The 26107-nt window shown below is 61.9% G+C and carries 22 protein-coding genes; 16 read left to right on the top strand and 6 right to left on the bottom strand.

What is annotated here, in order from left to right; all coding sequences use genetic code 11:
• Positions 1-201 precede the first annotated feature (201 nt).
• Positions 202-1239, top strand: a complete 1038-nt coding sequence (locus tag J4E58_RS02305) for a DUF4062 domain-containing protein (RefSeq protein ID WP_053260454.1) — start codon at positions 202-204, stop codon at positions 1237-1239.
• A gap of 222 nt (positions 1240-1461) precedes the next feature.
• On the opposite strand, the gene J4E58_RS02300 is transcribed toward J4E58_RS02305, so the two are convergent.
• The 3 genes from J4E58_RS02300 to J4E58_RS02290 form a co-directional block, all read right to left on the bottom strand.
• Positions 1462-2232, bottom strand: a complete 771-nt coding sequence (locus J4E58_RS02300) for a hypothetical protein (RefSeq protein ID WP_087088398.1) — start codon at positions 2230-2232, stop codon at positions 1462-1464.
• An 84-nt stretch (positions 2233-2316) separates the two neighbouring features.
• Positions 2317-2952 carry a response regulator transcription factor gene (locus J4E58_RS02295; protein WP_053260452.1) on the bottom strand — a complete coding sequence of 212 codons (636 nt, stop codon included), beginning with the start codon at positions 2950-2952 and terminating at the stop codon, positions 2317-2319.
• On the bottom strand, positions 2949-4838 hold the full coding sequence (locus J4E58_RS02290; RefSeq protein ID WP_087088400.1) for a PAS domain S-box protein: 1890 nt from the start codon (positions 4836-4838) through the stop codon (positions 2949-2951). The genes J4E58_RS02295 and J4E58_RS02290 overlap by 4 nt, the downstream gene beginning before the upstream one ends.
• Before the next feature lie 181 nt (positions 4839-5019).
• Here J4E58_RS02290 and J4E58_RS02285 point away from each other — a divergent pair, with 181 nt between their 5' ends.
• The 6 genes from J4E58_RS02285 (at position 5020) to J4E58_RS02260 (ending at position 15620) form a co-directional block, all read left to right on the top strand.
• Positions 5020-6642, top strand: a complete 1623-nt coding sequence (locus J4E58_RS02285; RefSeq protein ID WP_053260450.1) for an acyl-CoA synthetase — start codon at positions 5020-5022, stop codon at positions 6640-6642.
• A 124-nt stretch (positions 6643-6766) separates the two neighbouring features.
• On the top strand, positions 6767-8539 hold the full coding sequence (locus J4E58_RS02280; protein WP_087088402.1) for an acyl-CoA dehydrogenase C-terminal domain-containing protein: 1773 nt from the start codon (positions 6767-6769) through the stop codon (positions 8537-8539).
• Between the two features lie 106 nt (positions 8540-8645).
• On the top strand, positions 8646-9296 hold the full coding sequence (locus J4E58_RS02275; protein WP_087088404.1) for a hypothetical protein: 651 nt from the start codon (positions 8646-8648) through the stop codon (positions 9294-9296).
• A gap of 133 nt (positions 9297-9429) precedes the next feature.
• Positions 9430-13242: an SIR2 family protein gene (locus tag J4E58_RS02270; protein WP_087088406.1), complete on the top strand. Its 3813-nt coding sequence runs from the start codon at positions 9430-9432 to the stop codon at positions 13240-13242.
• Between the two features lie 734 nt (positions 13243-13976).
• Positions 13977-14258 (top strand): hypothetical protein, encoded by a 282-nt coding sequence (locus J4E58_RS02265; RefSeq protein WP_087088408.1) that lies wholly within the window; start codon positions 13977-13979, stop codon positions 14256-14258.
• A 738-nt stretch (positions 14259-14996) separates the two neighbouring features.
• Positions 14997-15620, top strand: coding sequence for an HAD family phosphatase (locus J4E58_RS02260; protein ID WP_087088410.1), 624 nt, complete (start codon positions 14997-14999; stop codon positions 15618-15620).
• A gap of 23 nt (positions 15621-15643) precedes the next feature.
• Here the strand turns inward: J4E58_RS02260 and J4E58_RS02255 are convergent, their stop codons facing one another.
• On the bottom strand, positions 15644-16657 hold the full coding sequence (locus tag J4E58_RS02255; protein WP_087088413.1) for an AraC family transcriptional regulator: 1014 nt from the start codon (positions 16655-16657) through the stop codon (positions 15644-15646).
• 171 nt (positions 16658-16828) lie between these two features.
• Here J4E58_RS02255 and J4E58_RS02250 point away from each other — a divergent pair, with 171 nt between their 5' ends.
• From J4E58_RS02250 to J4E58_RS02220, 7 genes are all read left to right on the top strand, one after another.
• Positions 16829-17680 (top strand): 3-hydroxybutyryl-CoA dehydrogenase, encoded by an 852-nt coding sequence (locus tag J4E58_RS02250; protein WP_087088415.1) that lies wholly within the window; start codon positions 16829-16831, stop codon positions 17678-17680.
• Positions 17673-18269: a TetR/AcrR family transcriptional regulator gene (locus tag J4E58_RS02245; protein WP_062822931.1), complete on the top strand. Its 597-nt coding sequence runs from the start codon at positions 17673-17675 to the stop codon at positions 18267-18269. Before J4E58_RS02250 ends, J4E58_RS02245 begins: the two co-directional genes overlap by 8 nt.
• Before the next feature lie 488 nt (positions 18270-18757).
• The gene (locus J4E58_RS02240; RefSeq protein WP_007932306.1) at positions 18758-18946 is read left to right on the top strand and encodes a DUF1843 domain-containing protein; all 189 of its coding nucleotides are present in this window, start codon (positions 18758-18760) and stop codon (positions 18944-18946) included.
• A gap of 34 nt (positions 18947-18980) precedes the next feature.
• The gene (locus J4E58_RS02235) at positions 18981-19625 is read left to right on the top strand and encodes a DUF1842 domain-containing protein (RefSeq protein WP_053260436.1); all 645 of its coding nucleotides are present in this window, start codon (positions 18981-18983) and stop codon (positions 19623-19625) included.
• Positions 19626-19678: 53 nt separating this feature from the next.
• Positions 19679-20260, top strand: a complete 582-nt coding sequence (locus J4E58_RS02230) for a DUF1842 domain-containing protein (protein ID WP_087088417.1) — start codon at positions 19679-19681, stop codon at positions 20258-20260.
• A 148-nt stretch (positions 20261-20408) separates the two neighbouring features.
• Positions 20409-21872, top strand: a complete 1464-nt coding sequence (locus tag J4E58_RS02225; RefSeq protein ID WP_007932309.1) for a GDL motif peptide-associated radical SAM/SPASM maturase — start codon at positions 20409-20411, stop codon at positions 21870-21872.
• A gap of 215 nt (positions 21873-22087) precedes the next feature.
• Positions 22088-22501 carry a VOC family protein gene (locus tag J4E58_RS02220; RefSeq protein ID WP_087088419.1) on the top strand — a complete coding sequence of 138 codons (414 nt, stop codon included), beginning with the start codon at positions 22088-22090 and terminating at the stop codon, positions 22499-22501.
• Between the two features lie 47 nt (positions 22502-22548).
• On the opposite strand, the gene J4E58_RS02215 is transcribed toward J4E58_RS02220, so the two are convergent.
• Positions 22549-23055 carry a helix-turn-helix domain-containing protein gene (locus J4E58_RS02215; protein WP_087088421.1) on the bottom strand — a complete coding sequence of 169 codons (507 nt, stop codon included), beginning with the start codon at positions 23053-23055 and terminating at the stop codon, positions 22549-22551.
• A 115-nt stretch (positions 23056-23170) separates the two neighbouring features.
• On the opposite strand from J4E58_RS02215, the gene fabF reads away from it, so the two are divergent.
• Positions 23171-24439, top strand: a complete 1269-nt coding sequence (fabF, locus tag J4E58_RS02210) for a beta-ketoacyl-ACP synthase II (protein ID WP_087088423.1) — start codon at positions 23171-23173, stop codon at positions 24437-24439.
• 102 nt (positions 24440-24541) lie between these two features.
• Here the strand turns inward: fabF and J4E58_RS02205 are convergent, their stop codons facing one another.
• Positions 24542-24997 (bottom strand): MarR family winged helix-turn-helix transcriptional regulator, encoded by a 456-nt coding sequence (locus J4E58_RS02205; RefSeq protein ID WP_207255304.1) that lies wholly within the window; start codon positions 24995-24997, stop codon positions 24542-24544.
• Between the two features lie 309 nt (positions 24998-25306).
• On the opposite strand from J4E58_RS02205, the gene J4E58_RS02200 reads away from it, so the two are divergent.
• On the top strand, positions 25307-25855 hold the full coding sequence (locus J4E58_RS02200) for a cytochrome b (protein WP_087088425.1): 549 nt from the start codon (positions 25307-25309) through the stop codon (positions 25853-25855).
• Positions 25856-26107: the final 252 nt, after the last annotated feature.

The raw sequence follows: 26107 nt of genomic DNA, 5'->3' as shown, positions 1-26107 counted from the left end.
GGCATTGATTGGAGGGGTATGACTATCTAAAGGAAGCGATGGCTGGTTGAGCGCTCATGAGCACGCAGTAGCGTGAAGGCATGACCATTGCAAAAATAACGCTACGAAAGGGGGTTAGACGTGCGTTAGATTGGCTCGAATAGGGTTCAGCGCATCAAGGTCTACAAACCAGTCGGTAAAGTCGAAGGAGTTTTTTGGAAAATGGAAAAGCGTTATCAGGTATTTGTCAGCTCGACGTTCATAGATTTACAAGAAGCGAGAAAGGAGGTAATGCAAGCTTTACTGGAGTTGGACTGCATTCCATCAGGCATGGAGCTTTTCCCTGCGGCAGATGAAGACCAATGGAGTCTAATTAAAAAAGTGATAGACGATAGTGACTACTACATTGTTATTCTCGCAGGCAGGTATGGTTCTATCGGCCCTGAGGGCTATAGCTATACGGAAATGGAATACCGTTATGCAACAGAAATCGGAAAACCAGTAATCGGCTTTGTATACAAAGACCCCGGCCAGCTACCCGCAAATGTTTGTGAAGAAACGCCCGAGGGCAAGGCGAAATTAAATAACTTTCGAATATTAGCACAACAAAAAATGTGCCGTTTTTGGGAAAGCCCATCCGACCTCGGCAGCCAAGTTAGTAGAAGCTTAGTCCAGCTTATTAAAAGCAAACCAGCTATAGGTTGGGTCAGAGCGAATCTGGTTCCCAACGAAAGCGCTGCCAAAGAAATATTAAAGTTACACCACCGCATTGAGGAGCTTGAGCAAGAAATTAAATTAGCAAAAACTCAAGAACCTGAAGGGGCTGCCGAGCTAGAAAAGGGAAGTGACGAATTTGAAATAAACTACACGTTCAGAGGCATCAATACTTACAACTTAATAAATAACGAATACAAAAGCTCAGTACTATTTACGTGGGATGATATTTTTTTCACCCTTTCCCCACTAATGATTAATGAAGCGGGTGATTACACACTAGTCCCGCCCCTGAACTCAATGATAGAAGTATTCAGCCAAGACCACTTTAAAGGGGACAAACGATTTGAAGATTTAAGATTAGCTCAGTTCAACATTAATACTGACGACTATCACACGATAATAATTCAGCTTCGCGCACTGGGACTGATTGCACAAAGCGATAGAGCCAGAAGCGTCAAGGACAGTGGGACCTACTGGAAGCTAACTCCATACGGAGACACTGTAATGACAAGATTGCGGGCCAAGAAAAAACAACGTAATTAGGGGTTATCACAAAATCTTAAGCCCCACTGATACTCACTCATTCCGCCAGACCGCACAGACTGGCGGCATGAAACTCAACGAGCACTCAACACCGAACTTTTTCTCCACTGTTTCAGACGATCAGGCCGGGATGTGTTGAACTTACACCCCTAGGCCCAAGCACCAGTAAAGGTCCGCTCCGTATCTGCATCGAGTGACTGGTGAGCGCGGGCTTGCAGGCTCCTACTGCACCGGCAAAAAATTCATCAGCAACAAGCTCTGCGCGTAATTCAGACCAATACGCCGGTAGCGCTCGTCAAGCATCTGGGTCAGCAGGTCGAGGCGCGCCACAATCTTCCCAAACTCCACCGCAAAACTCAGATTGCTGCCCTCCTCCGAAATCTCGTTGGAAAACAGCAACAGCTCCCCATTGGCCCCCTGCCGCTGGCTGAGCATCCAAGTGGCTTTTTCAATATTGCGCGCCGCATTGCTGACAAACTGCGGATCGATAGTGTCGGTCATGAAAAACTCGGTACGCCCGCCATGGGCGGTCACCAGCATGCTGCCAATGGCATAGATGAAAGCGCCGACCCGGTCGCCACGAAACTCCGGGCTCAGGGCATAACTCAACGCAGCCAGGTCACGACGGTTGCCCAGGGCCGGCAAGGCCTTCTGCTGTTCGATGGCCTGGCGGATATCCCGCGCGGCGCTGGTGGCATCGGTATACCCCCACTCGCGCCACTGGTTGGGGTTGCGCAGATAGAGCTTGTTCATCAGCAGGTAAAGGCTTTGCAGGTTGTCGCGCATGCTCAGGGTGGCCATACGGTCGACGCTGGTCTGGAAGAACTCCTGGGGCTTGCCATTGCTGAACTGGTGGACCATGTCGCGCCCCTGCTGCTGGCTGCAACCCGTGGCGCAGAGCATCAAGGCACCCACCAGCCACAGCGGCTGGCGCAACACAGGCGGGAACAACACACGCAGGTAAAGAGAAAGCGGATAAACCATCGGCACCATTCTGGACTCTGGCCGCGCAGGGAATCGGCGCGGCCTGGCCCTGAATAGAACCACAAAAACGCAAAAAGTGCGGTGGCCTAAGCCTCAGCGCAGTTGCAGCGGGTCCACCAGCCCGACGGCGATGGCCATGCCCACCAGTTCCGGCAGGTGCTCGGCCTGCATGCGTTTCATCACCCGTGACCGGTACAGGTCGATGGTCTTGACGCTGACCCCCAGTTGCTCGGCGATCTCGCGATTGCTGTAACCCTGCACCAACGGCAGCAGCACGTCCTTCTCCCGCGGCGTGAGGCTCTCCAGGCGCGCTTCGACCCGGGCCTGCCCGGCGTTGCGGCTGTGGCGGTCGTCGGCGCGGCTCAGGGCCTGCTGCACACTGTCCAGCAGCAGCTGTTCGTTGTAGGGCTTCTCGATAAAGTCCACGGCGCCGGCCTTGAACGCCCGCACCACGATGGGCACATCGGCGTGGCCGCTGACAAAGATCAGCGGCAGGTGGATATCCCGCTGGCGTAGCTCTTCCTGGACATTCAGCCCGCCCATGCCGGGCATGCGCACATCCAGCAGCACGCAGGCGTCGAGGCTGGGGTCGCAGTGTTCGAGGAACTCCCGGCCGCTGGTGAAGGGCACAGCCTTGAGGCCCACCGACTCCAGCAGCCAGACGGTGGAGTCGAGCATGCCCGGGTCGTCGTCGACCACATACACCAGCTGCTGCGCCGCACTCGTCATTGCCTTGCTCCTGTTATCGGTTGGGTGGGTGAATCGGCTTGCGCCGGGGCCGTCGCCGGCAAGTGGCAGCACATCTTCAAGCCGCGGCTCTGGGGCTGGGCCTGCAAGTCGCCGCCGAAGCCTTCGACGATGCTGCGGCTCATGGACAGCCCGAGCCCCAGGCCGTTGGCCTTGCTGGTGTAGAACGGGGTGAACAGCTGCGCCAGCTGCTCGGTGGAGACGCCCGGGCCCTGGTCGCTGACGCTGACCTCGACCCCGCCTTCGCTACTGGCCCGGGCACCGAGGACGATCTGCGAGCCCTGCTGCGGATGCACCTCGCGATTGGCCTCGATGGCGTTGCGCAACAGGTTCAACAGCACCTGTTCGAGCAAGATCCGGTCGGCGTACACCGGCGGCAGATTATCCGCCAGGCGCAGCTCGATCGTCACCTGGCAGGCCTGCGCCTCCCAGGCGCACAGACGCACCGTTTCCCGGGCCACCTCGGCCAGGTCCAGGGCCTGGACCCGGCGCCCGCCCTTGCGCAGGAAGGCCCGCAGACGCTTGATCACTTCGGCGGCGTGGGTGGCCTGTTCGGCGATCCGCTCCAGGCCCTGGGCGACCTTGCGGGCGGCCTCGGGCTGAGTGTCGAGGGCTTGCAGATAACGTTGGCTGGCGTTGGCGTAATTGACCACCGCCGCCAGGGGCTGATTGATCTCATGGGCAATGCCCGAGGCCAGTTCGCCCAGGGTCACCAGGCGCGCGGTGTGGGCCAGTTCGTCCTGGTGATGACGCTGCTGGGCCTCGCGCAATTCCCGTTCGCTCTGGTCGTGGGCCACCAGGGAATAGAAGCGCTCGCCACTGGCCGCGCGATGGGCCAGCAACATCAGCGACACCGGCACCGAAGCGCCGCCGGCCGGCGGTTGCAGGCGCGCCTCGATGCTCCAGCGGCCGCTGTGTTCGGCGCGGTGCCAGCCTTCGCGTTGCAGGCTGTCCAGCACTTCCTGGGTGAGGATGCTTGCCAGGTCCGGCATCGGCTGCCCGGCCTCCAGGCCCAGGGTGCGCCGGGCCGCCGGGTTGAGGTAGGTCACCGCGCCGCCGGGCTGGATGAACAGCACCGGGTCGGGGTTGGCCTCCACCACTTCCGCCAGGCGCCGCTTGTTCTCTTCGGCCTGGACCCGGGAGGTGATGTCCCGGGACACCGCCACCACTTCCACCACCGCCCCGGTGTAGGTTTCGCGGATCGCCCGGCAGGCGGTCTCGAACCACAGGTAATGGCCGTCGCGATGGCGGATGCGGTAGGTCATGGTGTGGTAGCCGTCCTGCTCCAGGGCGTCCCGGGTGCGCTGCGTCAGCCCGGCCAGGTCCTGGCTGTGGAACAGGCTGCGGGCCAGGCGCCCGCGCAGTGCTTCGGGCCAGTAGCCGAGCAGGGTCCAGGACGCCGGCGAGGCGTCGAGAAAGGTGCCGTCCGGGGTATGCCGGGAAATCAGGTCGGTGGTGTTCTCGGTGATCAGCCGGTACAGGCGCCGGGCCGTGGCCGACTCGCGCTCGGCGAGGATCTGCGCCGTGGCTTCGCGGCACCGGGCCAGGACCCGTTGCCTGTGCGGGTCGGGGATAAAGCTCCAGAGCAGCACCCGCTCGCCCCACTGGGCCTCGACCTCTTCGATGGCCCGCTGTTGCTCCAGGCAGGCCCGGACCAGGGCCGGGTGATTGACCGGCAGCAGCGCCGCGACCTCGCTCGACGCCTCAGTATCCAGCCATTGCAAGAGCGCCGGGTTCAGGTCCACGGGCCGCGCCTCGGCGTCCAGCAGCAGGCTGGGTTGCGGGTCATGGCCCAGCCAGGGCGAGTCCGGCAGCCGGCCTTCGCGCTGCAGGCGCAGCCAACGGTTCAAGTGGTTGGAGGTGGGCATCGTCGATAAACCTGCGGGCTGGATCAGCGAATTATTAATATAGTATAAACACTATACAACTCAGGTAGTACTTCCATATCCATTGCCAAGCAGTATATAAAAGCCTCCGGATAAGTCATCGAGTGCCGCAAAAATGGCCTCGGCCAATAGAGCTAACAATCAGCCACCGGGTACCCGAACCATGTCCATCTACGAGCAAGGCCTCGCGCCGACGGCCGTCAACCATATCGCCCTGTCCCCCTTGAGCTTCATCGAGCGCACCGCCGCCGTTTACCCCGATTACCCAGCGGTGATCCACGGTTCGATCCGCCGCACCTGGGCCCAGACCTACAGCCGCTGCCGGCGCCTGGCCTCGGCCCTGGCCGGGCGCGGGATCGGCAAGAACGACACGGTGGCGGTGATGCTGCCGAACATCCCGGCCATGCTCGAAGCCCACTTTGGCGTGCCGATGATCGGCGCCGTGCTCAATGCCCTCAACGTGCGCCTGGACGCCGAGGCCATCGCCTTCATGCTGGCTCACGGCGAGGCCAAGGTATTGATCGCCGACCGCGAGTTCCATGAGGTGATCCACGCCGCCGTCGCCATGCTCGACCAGCCGCCTTTGGTGATCGACCTCGACGACCCCGAGTACGGCGAGGGCCAGCCGGTCAGTGAGCTGGACTACGAGGCCTTCCTCGCCGAGGGCGACCCGGAATTCGCCTGGCAGTGGCCGGATGACGAATGGCAGGCCATCGCCCTGAACTACACCTCGGGCACCACCGGCAACCCCAAGGGCGTGGTCTATCACCACCGCGGCGCCTACCTCAATGCCCTGGGCAACCAGATGACCTGGGCCATGGGCAACCACCCGGTGTACCTGTGGACCCTGCCGATGTTCCACTGCAACGGCTGGTGCTACCCCTGGACCGTCACCGCCCTGGCCGGGGTCCATGTGTTCCTGCGCCGGGTCGACCCGCAGAAGATCCTCAACCTGATCCGCGAGCACCAGGTCACGCACCTGTGCGGCGCGCCCATCGTGCTCAATGCCCTGGTGAACATGCCGGACTCGGCCAAGGCCGCCATCGATCACCCGGTCGACGCCATGGTCGCCGGGGCCGCGCCACCAGCCAAGGTGATTGGCGCGGTGGAAGAAATGGGCATCAAGGTGACCCACGTCTACGGCCTGACCGAGGTCTACGGGCCGGTGACCCTGTGCGCCTGGCACGCGGCCTGGGACGAGTTGCCCCTGGAACAGCGGGCGCAGATCAAGTCGCGCCAGGGGGTGCGTTACCCGACCCTGGAAGGGGTGATGGTGGCCGACCCGAAAACCCTCGAACCCACGCCCCGCGACGGCCAGACCATCGGCGAGATCTTCATGCGCGGCAACACGGTGATGAAGGGCTACCTGAAGAACCCCAGCGCCACCGCCGAGGCCTTCGAGGGCGGCTGGTTCCACACCGGCGACCTGGGGGTGACCCACCCGGACGGTTACGTGGAGATCCGCGACCGGCTCAAGGACATCATCATTTCCGGCGGCGAGAATATTTCCACCATCGAGCTGGAAGGCGTGCTCTATCGTCACCCGGCAGTGCTGGAAGCCGCGGTGGTGGCCCGCCCCGACGAGAAATGGGGCGAGACGCCCTGCGCCTTCATCACCCTCAAGGCCGACCACCAGCAGGTCAGCGAGGCCCAGATCATCGCCTTCTGTCGGGAACACCTGGCGGGCTTCAAGGTGCCGCGCACCGTGGTGTTCAGCCAGTTGCCCAAGACCTCCACCGGCAAGATCCAGAAATTCGTCCTGCGCGACATGGCGAAAAACCTCTAGCTTGAATAGACAGAAACCCCGCGCATGTCGTTGCCCTGCAGGGCGTCGGCATGGCGGGGCCTAGCCTTTTTGAATCACCCGGCCCCGGCCGTTCAACCGCCACTCTTGCCCGAGGTTTGTTGCGATGCCTGAATTCAACGCCCCCCTGCGCGACATGCGCTTTGTCCTGCATGAAGTGTTCAACGCGCCCAGGCTCTGGGCCCGGCTGCCGGCCCTGGCGGAGACGGTGGATGCCGATACCGCCGATGCGATTCTCGAAGAAGCGGCCAAGGTCACCGGCCAGCTGATCGCCCCGCTCAACCGCAGCGGCGACGAGGAAGGCGCCACCTGGGACAACGGCCAGGTGCGGACCCCGGCCGGTTTCAAGGAGGCCTACGGCACCTATATTCAGGGCGGCTGGGTCGGCCTCGGCGGCAACCCGGCCTACGGCGGCATGGGCATGCCGAAGATGCTTGCGGTGCAGTTCGAAGAGATGCTTTACGCCGCCAATTCCAGCTTTGCCCTGTATTCGGCCCTGAGTTCCGGCGCCTGCCTGGCCATCGACGCCCACGCCAGCGAGGCGCTCAAGACGCTGTACCTGCCGCCCATGTACGAAGGCCGCTGGGCCGGCTCCATGTGCCTTACCGAGGCCCATGCCGGCACCGACCTGGGGATCATCCGCACCCGCGCCGAACCCCAGGCCGACGGCAGCTACCGGATCAGCGGCAGCAAGATCTTCATCACCGGCGGCGAGCAGGACCTGACCGAAAACATCATCCACCTGGTCCTGGCCAAGCTGCCGGACGCCCCGGCCGGGCCCAAGGGCATCTCGCTGTTCCTGGTGCCGAAGATCCAGGTCGACGCCCAGGGCAACCTCGGCCAGGCCAACGCGGTGAGCTGCGGCTCCATCGAGCACAAGATGGGGATCAAGGCCTCGGCCACCTGCGTGCTGAACTTCGACGGCGCCAGCGGCTGGCTGATCGGCGAGGCCAACAAGGGCCTGGCAGCGATGTTCACCATGATGAACTACGAGCGCCTGTCCATCGGCATCCAGGGCATCGGCTGCGCCGAGAACGCCTACCAGAACGCCCGCACCTACGCCCGCGAGCGCATCCAGAGCCGCTCGCCCGCAGGCCCGGTGGCCAAGGACAAGATCGCCGATCCGATCATCGTCCACCCCGATGTGCGGCGCATGCTGCTGTCCATGAAAGCCATGACCGAGGGCGGCCGGGCCTTCGCCAGTTACGTCGGCCAGCAGTTGGACCTGGCCAAGTTCGCCGACCAGCCCCATGAGCGGCACAACGCCGAGGCCCTGGTGGCGCTGCTGACCCCAGTGGCCAAGGCGTTCTTCACCGACACCGGGCTGGACAGTTGCATCCTCGGCCAGCAGGTCTTCGGCGGCCACGGCTATATCCGCGAATGGGGCCAGGAACAACTGGTGCGGGATGTGCGCATCGCGCAGATCTATGAAGGCACCAACGGCATCCAGGCCCTCGACCTGCTGGGCCGCAAGGTAGTGGGCAACGGCGGCGTGGCCCTGCGCCTGTTCACTGGCGAGATCCGCGACTACGCCTACCTGCCCGGCGCCGCCTACGCCGCCGAGCTGCTGGACGCGGTGCAGCGCCTGGAAGACCTCAGCGACTGGCTGCGCGAACAGGCGGTGCAGAACCCCAACGCGGTGGGCAGCGCCTGCGTCGAGTACCTGCATCTGTTCGGCTATGTGGCCTACGCCTACCTGTGGGCGCGCATGGCCCAGGTGGCCGAGCACAAGCACGCCGAGGACGAGCGTTTCTACGGCGCCAAGCTGGCCACGGCGCGCTTCTACTTCAGCCGCCTGCTGCCGCGCATCCTCAGCCTGGAGCAAAGCATCCGCGCCGGCAGTTCCTCGCTGTTCGGCCTGGAAGCGGAGCAGTTCTAACCCCTCGGGCGGGGCCTCCGTGCCCCGCCCTGCTGCACGGCGGCTGATGCAAAACCGGCGGCGGCCTTGCATACTGCGCGCCCCGAACACCGCCCAAGGAAGAAACGTGTTGGCGCCTGCCCCCTCTTTGCCGAACCCTCTTGTACGTCGCCTGTTCACCCTGTGGACCTGGCTCTACCACCTGTTGAGCTGGATCGCCGTAGCGGCCCCGCTGTCCCTGATGCTGTTCGCCGACCTGCAACTGATCGTCCCCCGGGACGTCAGCGGCACACTGTTCGGCGGCGCCATGGGTTTCCAGCTGTTCCTCGGCCTATGGATCGTCTGCGCCCTCGGCCTGACCCTCGCCCTGCTCACCCGCATGCCCGGCGCCCGCCTGGCCTGGCTCGTCGCCGGCCTGGTGCCGCTGCTGCTCGGCGCCTGGTGGCGCATCAACTACCCGGACGACGCCGACGGCAACCTGATCTTCAGCCCGCAAGCCTGGGAACTGGATTACGCCATGGCCATCGGCGCCGGCTTTGTCGCCAGCGGGCTGTACTGGTATCGCCACGGCCGCCTCAAACCCCGGCCTGCCGCCAGCAGTGTGGATGTGCTGTTTCTGCGGACCGTGGGGGCGCTGATTTTGGCTGGCGTGTTTATCCTGCCGGCGTTGAGTTTTATCAAGGAGCGGGCTTTGCCTCATTGTGCGTTCAACAAGGCTGGGCAACAGCTGAGCGTGTGCTTGGGGGATGACCCGGATGAGCGGGTGATTGTTGATTGATGGGTGGGGATTGAGACCACAGTCACTGTCGATGCGCACCTATACTGTGCGACTCGGTATCTGTAGTCCTACCGTCGAAGCGTATTCGCCGCTCCGGTATGACAACCTTTAACAGCATTGATGAATTGAACGTATGAGATTCCATCCCGATGGCCCTTCGATACCAGATATCCTCCTGGAGCGCTGTGATGCTGGCCGCGTCGTATTTCTGTGCGGTGCCGGAGTTTCGTTACCATCTGGAATGCCTACTTTCGTCGGTCTTACTCGGCACGTCATTGAGTTTTTTGACCCGCCAGCCGATTCAGAAATTATGGCCGCGTTTCGGCCATGGCTGGATGATCAATCTGCTGCGAATGTCCCACTCGACCAAATCTTCAACCTCCTCCACCTTGAATACGGTAAGGATGAAGTTAACGCTCTGGTCACGGAGCGGCTAAGTGCTCCTCTACAAATCAAAGATGTTGGACGTGAACACGATCTAATTAAGCGGATTTCTTCGAGTCAGAGCGGCGTGCCACAGATTGTCACGACGAACTTCGACCGATTGTTCGAGGTCGGGCATGTGGGAGGGCATCTGGTCTGGCATGTGCCGCCTGCGTTTCCCGATCTAAACTTCGGATCGAAGATAGAGGGAATCACGTATCTTCACGGGCGACTGGTGGAGGCAGCCTCTGAAAAGCATCCCTACGTGCTTAGCAGCGCAGACTTTGGACGTGCATACCTCTCAGAAGGATGGGCTACCAACTTCATCAGACACCTCCTCGAACGACATACCGTCGTTTTAGTCGGCTATCAGGCAGAAGACCCTCCCGTCAAATATCTTCTTCAGGGCCTTAACCATGACGGCGAGTATGATCGATCTCGACTCTATGCCTTTGACCGTGGGCTTCCCGAGGACATCGAAGCCAAATGGCGTGACCGAGGGGTTACAGCGATAGCCTATTCTGATCACTCGGACTTGTGGACGAGCATGGAAGCTTGGGCAGAGCGAGCCGATGATCCTCGTAGATGGCGTGCATCCGTAATCGCTCAATCCCAACAGGATCCGAAAGTCCTTGCCCCTCATGTGCGCGGCCAAGTTGCTCATGTCCTTCGCACGGTACAGGGCGCTAGATTATTCTCGGAAGCTGATCCAACTCCGCATCCTGAATGGGTATGTGTGATGGATGCTTATGTGCGATCAGCTGAACCAGTTCGTGACTATGGCGTTGACGCAGAGACCTTTGACCCGTTGGTCGCTTACGGACTTGATGACGATCTGAGCGATATCTCTGATGAAGATCGCAAGCAGGGTGTAAGCAACGACAATCTATTAGTTTGGCGGGACGAAGACGACAATCCACACGAGCTTCATCGGCTCGGTGGGCTCCAAGCAGAAGGTTTTGAGGCAACGCCAATAAGGCTTGCTCACCTTATCACCTGGGTCAGCAAGGCCATCGAAAGCCCTGTGCTGGCCTGGTGGACCATTCGTCAGAACGGTCTGCATCCGCGACTTCTGCAACAGCTCGAGTGGCAAGTGGAGCATTCAAAGGCTCTCAACGAACGAGCTCGCCATATCTGGAACCTCATCCTCGAACACCATCGAGACCCTCGTAATCATCAGTGGAATGGCGAATGGTTTGACTTGAAGAAACGGATCAATGCAGAGGGATGGACGGCTAGTGTCCTAAGAGAGTTCCGAAAGGTTACAACTCCGCGATTGGAGATCAAGCGACCGTTTGGCTTGGGGAAGTGCAGGCCTCCGCTGGCATCCTGGGAGGATATTCATCTCGGCGATCTCGGTCAGTGCGAAGTCATGTTCCTTGATAAGCACAACGAAAATTTAGACATCCCCGACGGCCTACTACCACAGGTATTTGGCATCCTGCAGGAGCAGCTTACTGTCGCCTCAGGGCTATTGGGGGATATCGAGACCATCTACTTCCGTACACCAACCTGCTATCCGGAACGCGAGGTCGACGGGGAAAATTACATCACGAAAGCCGCGGAGGCCATGGTTTGGTTTGTTCAACTTTTCGACCAAATGACTGCCAAATGGCCAGATCTGGCGAAGGCACATGCAACGACTTGGCCCACAAACGAGCAGTTCTTCTTCCGAAAGCTCAAACTCTATGCGTACAGCAAAGTAGACATCTTTGAGGCCGACTCGGTTGCCGAGCAAGTCTTGTTCTTAGATCAGGAGGCATTCTGGGACATTGATGTGGCCCGAGAGCTTCTTTTCCTACTGGTTGACCGATGGAAAGAGTTCTCTCAGGCGAGCCGGAATCAACTTATTGACCGTATCTTGACGGGCCCTGACCAGCGTACTCACTGGTCTGACGAAGAGTTCCATGACCTGCGGGATGAGTTCGCCGCAAGATATGCTCGATATCTCGAACTACAGGGTTGTGAACTTACAACCGCTCACAGTGAACGGCTTGCCGAGATGATCGGAGGTATTCTTGATTGGAGCGACGCTTGGGCGACTTCGACGGTCATCAAGCACGGCTCTCATACTGGCTGGGTCGGTACGGACGAGAAACCAGATGCAGTCTTGGATCTTCCCGTAAACGAGGTGGTTTCCAGGGCAAAGGAAGAGCTGAAGCGTGACTTTGGCAGCTTCACCGAGAAGCGACCCTTTACTGGTTTGGTGAAAGTCAATCCGCGAAAGGCATTGTCTGCTCTGACGATTGCAGGTAAGGCTGGCGACTACCCAGAGGCGTTCTGGTCGTCCATGATCAATGAGTTTCCTGCAGACACCACAGCCAGGCTGAGACGGGTATTCCTGAACCGAGTAGCACGGCTCCCGCATGCAGTTATCGCCCAACTGAACCATACCTTGGGCCGATGGCTCCAACAGCATCTGGTGGCAATCCTTGAGTTTGATGCTGATCTCGGTTGGGCGGTCTACGACCATATCGTCGAGGGCATCTTGAGCGGTGGAACAGAGGCAGTGAAGAGTGGTCTTGGTAAAACCCACCAAGGCGGAAAAGTGATTGAACAGTCCTTGCGCACGTATGGCCATGCAATCAATGGCCCGGTCGGCATGTGTGCTGAGGGCCTTTTAGGCGCAGTGCCCAGAGAGAGGCAGGAGGTCGCCGGCTCACTAATTCCAGACCACATCAAGTCTCGAATCGAACGCCTCTTAGCTGCACGCGGTGAAGGCTTAGATCATGTCGTATCAATAGCAAGCAGGATGCTGAACTGGCTCATGTTTATAGATCCAGTCTGGGCTGAGGAGCGATTTGTTCCAATGTTGGCGTTCGAACATCCAGCGTCGGAACCCGCATGGAACGGATTTCTTTATAGTAATCAAGTGCCTCGACGATCGTTGCGAGAGATCATCAAACCGCTCCTACTCAACCTATTCCCGTGGGTCGAAGGATTTTCATGGAATCGAGATCTTTCAATCAGAGCTGCCGAATGGCTAGGCTACATGCGCATATTTCACACAAATGAGCCTAGCGGACTCTCCCAAGGAGAACTGCGTTCGGTCTTTCGAGCTATGTCCGATGACACTCGAAACCGGTTCATCTGGTGGCTGGGTCAAGTTGGACAGAAAAACAAGAACGGCTGGATCGAGCACGTCATTCCTTTAATCAACAAAGACTGGCCGAGAGAACGCCGATACAGAACTTCAAAATCGATGAGAGCTTGGATAGGCATGCTCGATGACACCGGCGATAGCTTTCCCGCTGTTTACGAAGCGGTAAAGAAATTCTTGGTGGCGGTGGAGACAAATGATCATCCGTTCTACCGGTTCACTCGAGATTTAAACGATGAAAAGCCAATCACCGTTTTGTTTCCTGAAACAACGCTGGACTTAATCAACAGAGTTACACCCCAGACTCTCACACGCCCTCCATACGAGTTGCCGAAGGTGCTAGCTCTGATCGCTGAAACCCAGCCTGACCTGAAATCAGACTCGCGTTATTTACGCCTTGTCGATCTTGTTGAGCGAAGCTAAATCTTGGTCTTCCAAGTCGAAAACTCAGCGACTCTCCTCGGACTTTCTGGATACCCGATGACTGTTTTTGACCGCAGTAACTCTGGAGGAACGTCCGCTTTTGGCGTAATCCGCCCTTCATGAGCGGTCGCTGGCGGCCAAAAGCGGTATGTCATGTGAACCTATAAAGGCAAGGTCAATTCAGTTTCTTAGTTAGATAGTCATATACATCATTCGAAGCAGAGCGCCTTGACTGGTAGTAGCCACGACATGAACTCTGCTCCGGAAGTAATCAGCTGGCCTCCAAAGGGGCTTGCCGTCAACACAACGATAGAATTCCATTGAGCATGTCCCAAAGCCTTATTTCGGTCACTTCGCGCAGAAGTCCCTCAAGCTCAGGTTGGATATGTCCCATGCAAACGGATAGCCAGCTCAGAGCAGTTACACATCTGCCGCAGTTTCCGTCGGCCCCATGACACAACCACTCAAACATCTCCACCCATGCACCGTTGCGGCGTTCAAGCGTCACTCCTATAGCTCGCCCTCGCAGCAAAATTCGCGAACGACCTTGGCCGGTCGAATTACAACGCAGCATCAGCGCCCACAACACCTTTGCAGTCACCTATCGGGTGCCCGCGACAGGATGTTATGACGGCTGTGCGCGGTGATTCTCCGGTCGTCATATACGCGCACAGCGGTCATTTTCTTCGTCGTCGGTAACACAGGTGATTGCTCCATGCACAGGAGCTGTACCTATGATTGCCCAGTCACTCTCGCGCTTTACCGCCGTCGACACCCACGACGCCGATCAAGCGGTTTTCTACCTCGATACCCAAGCCTCCCTGAGCGATCTGGCCAGCAGTGCTGCCCATCGTTTCACCGTGGTACGCGACCTGATGGACACGCTGTCCACGCTTAACCTGAAAGATATTTCCGACTGCGACCTGACGCGGGTGACCCGAGGGGTGCATCTGCTGACCCGGGAAGGGTGCGCGGTGCTGGAGGTGATTCAATGGCGCACGGCGCGGGAGTCCTGAGCGCTATTGGGGCTGGGGGGCTTTGTAGCTGCTGCCGAAGACAGTGATCGGGTGCGTCGCAGACGCAAATCCTGATTCGCGGATTTATCTGTTGCACCGTGTTGTCAGGTTTGGCGGGTGCCTCGCAAGCTCGGCAGCGGCTACAGGAATTGCGTTCAGCCTCAGGTCGGCCGGTAGGCCGCCGTCTGGCTTTTGCTTTGGCTTTTGATCTGAAGGCCCCGTTAACCACGATGGCCGAACGCAGGCATTGAGCCGTGGGCAACCCGGCAGGACGCCGGGTTAGCCGCCATCACGCCATGGATGGCGTGTGGCGGCGGCCCACGGATCAATGCCGGAGTGAGGGCATGCCGAGCCTAGGCGAGGCACCGAGTGGTGGGGCAAGGCCCTTTGGTTACTTTGGGGCCTTTCCAAAGTGACCCGCCGTAAGGGCGGAACCCTAAGTGGCCGTTACCGCAGGAATGGATATGTACACCGTTCAAAAAAGCGGTGCCAGGGCCGACGCTATCGCGAGCAAGCTTCGCTCCTACAGATGTCCACCACCCGCCAGCGGTAGTGAGCGCAGCGATGGATAGGTACACCGTCCAAAAAGTGCGGTGCCAGGGCCGACGCTATCGCGAGCAAGCTTCGCTCCTACAAAAGCCCACAACGTACGGCTGTCGGTGCGCCAGCAAATTGCATTGCATCGCCTGCCGTCGCAGGATGTCGCCCTGACCCACAACCGCTCAAAAGGACGTGCCGATGACAATTCGTGCTGTGGTTTTCGATTTTGGTGGCGTGCTGTTCGACTGGAGCCCGCACCACCTGTACCGCCAACTGATCCCCGACGATGCCCGTCGCCAATGGTTCCTCGAGACCATTTGCACCCAGGCCTGGAATACCCAGCAGGACGCCGGGCGGCCACTGGCCGAAGCGACCCGCAGCCTGCTGGCCGAACACCCGGAGCATGCGCCGCTGATCGAGGCCTATTACGGGCGCTGGCCGGAAATGCTCCGCGGCCAGCTGGATGACGGCGTGGCCTTGCTGGAAGAACTGCACCAGGCGCAGATGCCGCTGTTCGGGCTGACCAACTGGTCCCAGGAGACCTTCCCCTACGCCTGGGACAACTATCCGTTCCTCCAGCGTTTTCGCGACATCGTGGTGTCAGGGCAGGAGCGGCAGATCAAGCCTGACGCCGAGATCTACCACACCGCCCTGCAGCGCATTCGCGCGCACCTGCCGGAGGTGGCGCCGCAGGAGTTAGTGTTCATCGACGACCACGCGCCGAATATCGTCGCCGCCAAGGCCCTGGGCTGGAATGCGATTGAGCACCGGTCGGCGGCAGAGACGCGACGGCAGTTGCAGGTCTTGGGGTTGGCGGTTTGAACTGACGCAGGCGCGCCAGCCCGTCAGGTCGCCGGCTGATAGCGCGCGCGGTAGCGTCCGGGGCTTTCGCCGGTCCATTTCTTGAACGCGCGGTGGAAGGCGCTGGGCTCCTGGAAGCCGGTGCGCTCGGCGATTTCGCCGATGCTCGCGCGGCTCTGGCGCAGCAGTTCGACGGCCATGCCGCGGCGCACTTCGTCCTTGATCTCCTGGTACGACACGCCCTCGCGCTCCAGGCGCCGCCGCAGGGTGCTGGGGCTGACCTGCACCTCGCTGGCAAAGGCTTCCAGGGTCGGCCACTGGCTGTAGTGACTGCGACGCAGGCGTTGATAGACCTGAGTCGCCAGGCCGTGCTGGTTGCGAAAACGGATCACCAGCCACTGCGGCGCGCTGCGCAGAAAGACCTTGAGCGAGGCCAGGTCCTGGACCACCGGCAGGCGCAGGAAACGGCTGGCGAATTCGATTTCGGTGCGCTCGGCGCCGAAGGTCAGGTTCGGCCCCCAGAGCAAGGCATCGTCGCTCAGGGACAGGCGCGGATAACGAAAGTCGGCGCGGTCGATGGGAATGCGCCGCCCGCCGAGCCAGCACAACAGGCTGATCATCAGCACCAGGAAGGTCTCTTCGCCAAAACGCCCGGCGGCGTCATCGCAAGGCTGGCTGTCGAGGCTCAGCACCGCGCGCTTGCCGCGCACGCTGAGGCTGCCACGGAAGTCGCGCAGGAACAGGCCGAAATTGGCCAGGCATTGGCGCAGGGCCTTTTCCAGGGTCGGCTCCTGGATCAGCCCGCGGCAGATCAGGGCGAACGCCCCCGGCGGCAGGCCGTGGGAATCGAGCTGGAAAAACTCGTCGCGCAGCTCGCGGATCTGGATCAGCCACAGGGCCGCGAACGCGCTGGCCGGCACCCGCGCCTCGGGCTGGCCGAGCAAGGCCGGATCGATGCCCGCTTCGGCCAGCACCGCGGCCAGGCGCTCGGGCCGCTCACGCAAGGCGTGGACCATGACCTGCACGAAGTAGACCGCGACCGAATCCTTTTCCCGCATGGAATGACTGCTCTCTGTGGCTGTGGACATGGCAAAAAACGCCAGCGCGGCTGAGCGCTTTTGGCATAGGCCGGGGTCGGCGCGAGCACTAGACTCGCGCCTCGAAGGTTGCATTGCAAGACGCGCTCGCGCTGCGCTGCGACACGTCCGGACGAAGAAAGAGAAGCCAAGATGAATCTGCAGAATATCGGTGTGATCGGCGCCGGCACCATGGGTAACGGTATCGCTCAGGTCTGTGCCCAGGCCGGGTTCGAAGTGACCTTGCTGGACATCAGCGACAGCGCCCTGCAAAAGGCCCTGGCCACGGTGAGCAAGAACCTCGACCGGCTGATCGCCAAGGGCAGCCTGGACGAAGCGCAGAAACAGGCGGCCCTGGGGCGCATCCGCACCAGCACCGACTACGCCAGCCTGGTCGACGCACAACTGGTGATCGAAGCGGCCACGGAAAACCTCGAGCTGAAACGGCGGGTGCTGCAACAGATCGCCGCCCAGGTTGCCAGCACCTGTGTCATCGCTTCCAACACCTCGTCGCTGTCGATCACCCAGCTCGCCGCCAGCGTCAGCGCGCCCGAGCGCTTCATCGGCCTGCACTTCTTCAACCCGGTGCCGGTGATGGGCCTGATCGAAGTGATCCGCGGCCTGCAAACCAGCGACGCGACCCACACCCTGGCCCTGGACATGGCCACCCGCCTGGGCAAGGTCGCAATCACCGCCGGCAACCGCCCGGGCTTCGTGGTCAACCGGATCTTGGTGCCGATGATCAACGAGGCGATCCTGGTGTTGCAGGAAGGCCTGGCCAGCGCCGAGGACATCGACGCCGGCATGCGCCTGGGCTGCAACCAGCCGATCGGCCCGCTGGCCCTGGCCGACCTGATCGGCCTGGACACCCTGCTGGCGATCCTTGAGGCCCTCTACGATGGCTTCAACGACAGCAAATACCGGCCCGCGCCGCTGCTCAAGGAAATGGTCGCCGCCGGTTACCTGGGGCGCAAGACCGAACGCGGCTTCCACCGCTATGGCTGAGCGTTGCTCGCGTTTTGCCGAAAGCCGCGACAAGGCCCTGGAGCTGTTCGCCAGCAAGGGGTTCGGCCAGGTCGGCATGCGCGAGCTGGCGAGCCACCTGGGGCTGACCCCGGGCTCGCTGTATCACCATTACCCGAGCAAACAGCACCTGCTGCTGGACCTGATCGAAGAGTTCTACGACGAACTGCTCGGCACCCTGGGGCGCATCGAACGGCGGCGCAAGGCGCCAGACGATCGCCTGCGCACCCTGATCCGCGCCCACCTGAAACTGCACCGGGAACTGCCTCGGCACTTCCGCCTGGTGGAGCGCGACAGCGGCTGCCTGAACCAGGACCAGCAGCAACGGGTGCGCCAGCTGCGCGAGCAATATGAACGCCGCCTGCTGATGCTCCTCGGCCCGCTGCCACGGCTCGGCGACGCAGCGCTGCTGGCCACCGGGCATGCCATCGCCAGCCTGCTCAACAGCGCGCCCGGCTGGCTGGACGAGCAGCCACTGACCGAGCACGAGCGCGAAACCCTGCTGGAACACCTGCTCAGCGGCGCCCTGGAACGGCTGTTGAACAGCGCGCCGCAGAGCGCCGTGGCCTGAACCGCGGTGCAACGGCAATCGCCGCCCACCCCGCCAAATCACCGCCCCTGCGACCATCGATTGCCGACCGCACTCCCACAGACAACAACCGCCCCTGTAGCCGCTGCGCATTCCTTCTGGCGAAAAACGGCCTCCTGTAGCCGCTGCCGCAGGCTGCGATAAGGCCCGCAGGGGCTTCGGCGCTCTTGCGTTCGCCGCGAGCCTGCGGCTCGATCGCAGCCTTCGGCAGCGGCTACAGCTAAGGCGGATGGCTGGGCATGTAAGTGGTAGCGCCGGCTTGTATTCATTCCTTGTAAGCGGTGGGTCGCTGATTGCCAAACGCGCTATAGGGCCGCGCCAGTTCCTTGTCCTGCCTGGATATATTTTTTCCCGATAACGGCTATTCAAAGTTATTTGTTCACCCTCGCGTTTGCCCCGTGCCCGGCCTGCTTAACTGCAAAAGCTGCCGGATAGCGCAGTCTCTACAACCTCCCACGGAAGGCAACGCCATGAGTTCATCCTCGCTCCACCCCGTCACGCCTTATGGCGTGGCAATTCAAGAAGCAATCTCCCTCGGCAACCTGCCGCAGATGAAGTCCCTGCTCAAACAACGCGATACATCCCAGAAAGAATCCAAGGATCTGAGCAGCGCTTACGAGCAGTTGGCACAGGAAGTCGCCCGTCTGGAACGGCGCTAAGGCCGTTCCATTTTCTAATGCACTGGAGGCAATCATGTCCGGTTCCACTTCGTCCAATCTTGGCTTGTTTCCCCTCAGCTACCGGATCGGCACTTCGATCCCCGGCGCGCCGAGCCTCACCCTCGACCTTCTGGTCTACACCCCCGAGCAGACCGTGCGCGGCACCTCGCTGGTGACCCAGGCCACCAACCCGCCGCTGGAGCTGCAGTCCGATGTGTGGGGGCAATACACCTACCTGACCGTCATGCCACCCAGCACCAGCAAGATCCTGGTCACCGCCCAGGGTAATCAGGGCGGGCCGGGCTCGAACTCGATCATCACTTTCAAGATTCAACTGGTGGTGGATCACGACTGGAAGAACGGCATCGCCAACTACCAGTACTACAACGGCCAGCGCTGGGTATCGGTGGAGAACGTTCCCGCCCACCTCGTCGAGTCGGTGCCCTCCTACGCCTTCTCGGCCTTGCCGATACCGCTGGAGCCCGGCCCGGTCCTGCTGCCCTATCCACCGATCACCCCGCTGTATGCCGCGCCGATCCATGGCGCCATCGCCAGTGGCGACCTGGCCCAGATGAAGAGCCTGGCCAGCCTGGCCCAGCAGCAACTGGAGCAATTGCCCCAGCTGCGCAGCGCGCTGGACGCGGCCAAGGACGAGATCGGCAGGCTCGAGCGGCGCTGACCATGGCGCGCCAACCCATCCGGCTTCCCTGAACAAGAACAAGGAGTTGCACCATGCAAACTGGACTGTTCCATACCCGCATCCAAGCCACCACGGGGCTGTTGGGTGCCCCGGTTCTGACCCTCGACCTGTTGGTCAACACCGTGCAGAAAAAAGTCAGCGGCGTGGCCCGAGTGTTCAAGAGCACCTACCCGCCGGTGAACTTCTTCGCCGACGTGTGGGGCGACTACTCCCAGTTACAGCTGCACCCGTCGACCGAAGGCCACATCATCCTGAGCCTGACCGGCAACCCCAGCGGTCCGACCAGCCAGATCGCCGCGACCTTCCAACTGCACGGGATTCTCGGGCTCGACTGGGCCAGCGGTTTCGCCAGCTACAAATACTGCTACCAGGGCAACTGGCAGGACGTGCAGCACGCCACGGTCAGCCAGGCGTCGATCCCGCACCCCGAGCCCGTGCCTCATCACCCCGTGCCGCTGTATGCGGTGGCGGTGCAGCAGGCGCAAAGCAGCGGTGACCTGGCGCAGCTCAAGGCGGTCGTCCGCCAGGGCGAACAGCAACTGGCCAGCGGCGATGCGCTGCGCAGCGCCTTGCAGCAGCTGAACGCCGAGATCGCCCGCCTCGAAGCTCGCTGAAAGGTGGCGTCCGGGCCTGGCCTTCCCCAGGGCCAGGCCCGGGTCCCCACTGGCAAACCCTTTGTCCGCCCGGGCCGGCATCGCCAGGGACGGCGCGGACATCCGCCAGGTTCGTGCCGCGCGCCTGTGTGCGCGCAAAGGACTGTCCATGTCAGCTAATCGCCCCGCCCGCTACCTCAGCGAAACCGACCTCAAGCGTTACGTACCGGTGCATGTGGTCTGGGAAATCACCCTCGCCTGCGACCTCAAATGCTTGCATTGCGGCTCGCGCGCCGGCCACCGACGCCCCAATGAATTGAACACCCAGGAATGCCTCGACGTGATCGACGCCCTCGCCGCCCTCGGCACGCGGGAGGTCACCCTGATCGGCGGCGAAGCCTATTTGCGCAAGGACTGGACCCGCCTGATCCAGGCCATCCACGACCATGGCATCTACTGCGCGATCCAGACCGGCGGGCGCAACCTGACCCCGGCGAAAATGCAGGCTGCGGTGGAGGCCGGGCTCAACGGCGTGGGGGTTTCGCTGGACGGCCTGGCGCCCTTGCACGACGCCGTGCGCAATGTCCCAGGCTCCTTCGACAAGGCCGTGGACACCCTGCGCCGGGCCAAGCAGGCCGGGCTCGCGGTCAGCGTCAACACGCAGATCGGCGCGGCCACCCTGCCCGACTTGCCGGAGCTGATGAACCAGATCATCGAACTGGGCGCCACCCATTGGCAGATCCAACTGACGGTGGCCATGGGCAACGCGGTGGACCACCCGGAACTGCTGCTGCAACCCTATCAACTGCTGGAAGTGATGCCGCTGCTCGCGCGTCTCTACCGCGAAGGCCAGGAACGCGGCCTGCTGATGAACGTGGGCAACAACATCGGTTACTACGGCCCTTACGAGCATATGTGGCGCGGCTTCGGCGACGAGCGCGTGCACTGGAGCGGCTGCGCCGCCGGGCAAACGGTGCTGGCCCTGGAAGCCGACGGCACGGTCAAGGGCTGCCCTTCGCTGGCGACGGTGGGGTTCTCCGGCGGCAATGTGCGCGACATGAACCTGCACGACATCTGGCACTACAGCGAGGGCATGCATTTTGGCCGCCTGCGTTCGGTCGACGACCTCTGGGGTTATTGCCGCACCTGCTACTACAACGACGTGTGCCGCGGCGGCTGCACCTGGACCTCGCACTCGCTGCTGGGCAAGCCCGGCAACAATCCGTACTGCCACTACCGCGCCCTGGACCTGCAGAAGAAGGGCCTGCGCGAACGCATCGTCAAACTCGAGGACGCCGCCCAGGCGTCGTTCGCGGTCGGTCGCTTCGACCTGATCACCGAACGCATCGACACCGGCGAAACGGTCAGCAGCGTCAGCGACAGCGGCCAGGTGATCAAGCTGGCGTGGATCAACCAGGGGCAGAAATCCCCCGAGGAAGGACGCCTGCCCACCCAGCTGGCGCTGTGCCGCGGCTGCTGGCAGTACATCCATGCCCACGAAACCACCTGCCCGCACTGCTCGGCCGATGTGGCCAGCGCCGAGGCCGACTACCTGGCCGACCGCGCCCGGCAACAGGCAATCATGGACCGCCTGACCGGCCTGCTGGGCATGCCCCAGACCCGGCTGGTGTAGCCACCAGCCTAGGCCCGCCGCCAACCGGGCGGCGGGCCTGACAGGGGTGCCCCAAGGGTGATAACCCGCCACGGGGCCATGAGAAATCCGTCTAAAAACAAGCCCACTGCCACACAGGTTTAGGCTTTGCTAGTGAAGGCCTCACCCCATCAGCTTTTGCCAGCGGGCCGGCTCACCCGGCGCGCCCGCGGCCCCTGCCATCCGGGAGTCCCAGCATGAAAATCAATCCCTATCTGATCTTCAACGGCGATTGCGCCGCCGCCTTCAAGTTCTACGCCCAGTGCCTGCAAGGCACCTTCGAAGTGATGATGACCTTCGGCGAGAGCCCCGCTCGCGACCATGTTCCCGCCGAGTGTCACGACCGGGTCATCCACACCCGCCTGCTGGTGGGCGACCAGGCCATCATGGGTTCGGACAGCACGCCCGACCGGCCTTATTCGGGTATCCACGGCTGCTCGATATCGCTGAATGTCGACAGCATCGCCGAGGCCGAGCGGGTGTTCGCCGCGCTGGCGGAACAGGGCACTGTGCAGATGCCGCTGGAGGCCACCTTCTGGGCGGCGCGCTTCGGCATGCTGGTCGACCGCTTCGGCGCCTCGTGGATGGTCAACTGCGAAAAAGACCAGTGACAAGCGCCTGTCGTTAAGCCAAGGGGGCCGCGGCGATTCGCGGCCTCTCAGGCCTCGCCCTCAGCCTCCATCGCCCACAGCGCTCCCAGGCGCTGACGTATGCCTTCGCTGGCCATCGGCCCGGCCTGGACCGTGCACGCCTCCAGCGGCACCGGGCGGCCATCGGCCAGGTCGGCCATCATCGGCCGCACCGGCCGGCCGGTGGCGCGCTCGACGATCTGCACGCTTTCTCCTTCCGGCGCGTAATGACGATTGCCCCAGGCGACGAACGCCATCAGCACCACACGAAAATCCTCGCCCCGAGCCGTCGGCACATATTGGTAGCGCAACGGCCGCTGACTGTAGGCCTGGCGCTCCAGCAAGCCGTCCTCGACCAGCGAATTCAAACGCCGGGTGAGCATATTGGGGGCGATCTGCAGGCTGCGGGAAAACTCCTCGAAACGCCGCAGGCCATGCAGGGCGTCGCGCATGATCAGGATGCTCCACCACTCGCCCACCCGTTCCAGACTGCGGGCAATCGGGCACTCGTCGTGAAGGAGGGTCTTGCGTTGCATGGCGGTTCCTCGGATTTCGCAGTTGCGTATTTGTGGTCCGGGCATGTTACTTTCATGATGATAGTGACGTCCATAGAGCGACACACCCCACACGAGATGAAGGAGCTGAAAGGTCATGAACAAACGCATTGTCGTCACCGGCATGGGCGCATTGACCCCGCTGGGCTGCGGCGTCGAACAGGTCTGGCAACGCCTGCTGGCCGGGCAATCGGGTATCCGCCGGCTACCGGAAGAACTGATCGGCGACCTGCCGATCAGCATCGGCGGCCAGGTTCCCGACCGCACCGAGGACCCGCAGGCCGGCTTCGATCCGGACGCGCTGCTGGCGCCCAAGGAACAGCGCAAGATGGACCGCTTCATCCTGTTCGCCCTCGCCGCCGCCCAGGAGGCGCTGGCCCAGGCCGGCTGGGCGCCGCAGACGGCAGAGGCGCAGGAACGTACCGCCACCATCATCGCGTCGGGCGTGGGCGGTTTCCCGGCCATCGCCGACGCCGTGCGCACCACCGACAGCAAGGGGCCGCGCCGTCTTTCGCCGTTCACCATTCCGTCCTTCCTCAGCAATATGGCCGCCGGTCATGTGTCGATCCAGCATGGCCTGAAGGGGCCGCTGGGCACGCCGGTGACGGCCTGCGCCGCGGGCGTCCAGGCCATCGGCGACGCCGCGCGGATGATTCGCGCCGGGGAGATCGACGTCGCGGTCTGCGGTGGCACGGAAGCCACGATTCACCGGGTCAGCCTGGCCGGTTTCGCGGCTGCGCGCGCCCTGTCGAGCGACTTCAACGACACGCCGGAACGCGCATCGCGGCCCTTCGACCAGGCGCGCGACGGCTTCGTGATGGGCGAAGGCGCCGGGCTGCTGGTGATCGAGGAGCTGGAACACGCCCTGGCCCGGGGTGCCACGCCGATCGCCGAACTGGTGGGCTACGGCACCAGCGCCGACGCCTATCACATGACCGCCGGGCCGGAGGACGGCGACGGTGCCCGCCGCGCCATGCAGCAGGCGTTGCGTCAGGCCGGCGTCGAGCCGTCGCAGGTCCAGCACCTGAACGCCCACGCGACCTCGACCCCGGTGGGCGACAAAGGCGAGCTGGCGGCGATCAAGAGCGTGTTTGGCAACCACAGCGACCTGGCCATCACCTCGACCAAGTCGGCCACCGGCCACCTGCTGGGCGCCGCCGGCGGGATCGAAGCGATCTTTACCATCCTGGCGCTGCGCGACCAGATCGCCCCCGCCACCCTCAACCTGGAAAACCCGGATGCCGGAGCCGAAGGCCTCAACCTGATTCGTGGCCAGGCCCAGCCGCTGGCGATGGAATACGCCATGTCCAACGGCTTCGGCTTTGGCGGGGTGAATGCCAGCGTGCTGTTCCGGCGCTGGGGGTAAGGCGGGGATTGTTCGCCGGGCACAGGGCGGTTTCAGGGCGGTTTCAGTGCGGCTTCGCTGAAACCTCGATGTGCCCGGCCAGCCTTGTGCAACGGGGTATTTTCAGTTGGTTGTCGACACGTCCGGCACCTTCGCCAGGTTGGCGTGCATGCGCATCAGCATGGCTTTGAGCTGCTCCACTTCCGCCTCGCTGAAACCCTGGATGGCCACCTCCTCCCAATACATCGCCCGTGGTACCAGCGACTCCACCAGGGCCAACCCCGCGGGCGTCAGGCTGATGCAGACCTGACGGCCATTGGCGTCCTGCCGCTCGCGCAGGATCAGCCCCAGCTTCTGCATGTTGGTCACTTGCCGCGACAAGGTGGAGATCTCCGCCGAAACCCGTCCGCCCAGCTCGCCAAGGCTGAGCCCGCCCTGTTCCCGAAGCACCGCAAGCACTCGGTACATGACCAGCGTCAGGCCATGCTCGCCAAGCTCCTGGGAAAAGCACTCGCCCATGCGCACCCCGACACGAGTGACCAGGTAAGGGACGGCGGTGGAAAAACAGTAACTGTTCAAAGGTTCAGACCTCGGTATCCATTGCTGAGACGGCTCTGCGCGGGGGCATGTTACGTCGTTGAGCTGATCCGGTGAAATGCGCCTGTCCCTTTCATTCGACACTGCCCGAATGGAGATGGTGGAAAACATGCACTTACAACTATTGCAAATGCAACACTTGTAAATACAAATATCTGTTGAAATACTCCTTCCGCGATCGCCCTCGACCCAAGGCCGCCATCGCGTTCCGAGCCAAGGAGGCGACACCCGGTTGACTCAACCGACGGCAACCCGGAGTCCTTCCACCTTTCACAACGGCAGATTGTCCCTATGAATGCTTCCTACAGTCTGGCAGCACGGCTTTTCCACTGGAGCATGGCGCTGATCATCATCGGCGCCTGGCTGATCGGTTTTTACTCCGCCAACCTGCGTGGCGATGTGCCCAGGGGCGGCCCGGCGGTCTTCGTGCACAAGGCGATTGCCAGCACCGTGCTGTTCCTGCTGCTTGCCCGGCTCTGCTATCGCTTGACCCACCGCTACCCGGCCATGCCCAGCAGCGTCTCCAGGGCGATGTCCGGTATCGCCCATATCGCCCACGCCCTGCTCTACCTGATCGCCATGTTGGCCGTGCCGCTTTCGGGCTGGTACTGGAGTTCGGTCGCCGGTCACCCTATACCGCTGCTGGGTCTGTTCAACCTGCCGCCCATAGCGCCGGTGGATCAGTCCCGCTACGACCTGGCCATGTGGATACATCGCCTGCTGTCCTGGGGCGCCGGCGCCTTGATCCTGGTCCACGTGCTGGCGGCGTTCAAGCATCACTTCTTCGACAAGGACGACATTCTTGCGCGCATGTTGCTCAGGGTTCGCCGCCGCGGCTGACGCCCGGGTTGGAAGGTAGAGAGGATGGGCGGCTGCGAGCCACCCTCGAGCTAATCAAACTGTAATGACGCCGGATTTATAGCGGCTGGATCGGGCTTTCACTAGGACGATCGTGCCAACACCCCCCTTGCCTGGCCCACGCCCTCCACATGAATGAGTAGCTTGGGCGCAGATTCCGGAGCGCGCAGTCACCAGGCTCCGAAATCCGAGCGAAGAAGAACAAGAAGACTTCAGCTCTTGTTTTTGTTCATG

It is taken from the genome of Pseudomonas sp. FW305-25, assembly GCF_017351415.1.
GTDB lineage: Bacteria > Pseudomonadota > Gammaproteobacteria > Pseudomonadales > Pseudomonadaceae > Aquipseudomonas > Aquipseudomonas chlororaphis.
This window is presented reverse-complemented; position numbering and strand designations above follow the sequence as displayed.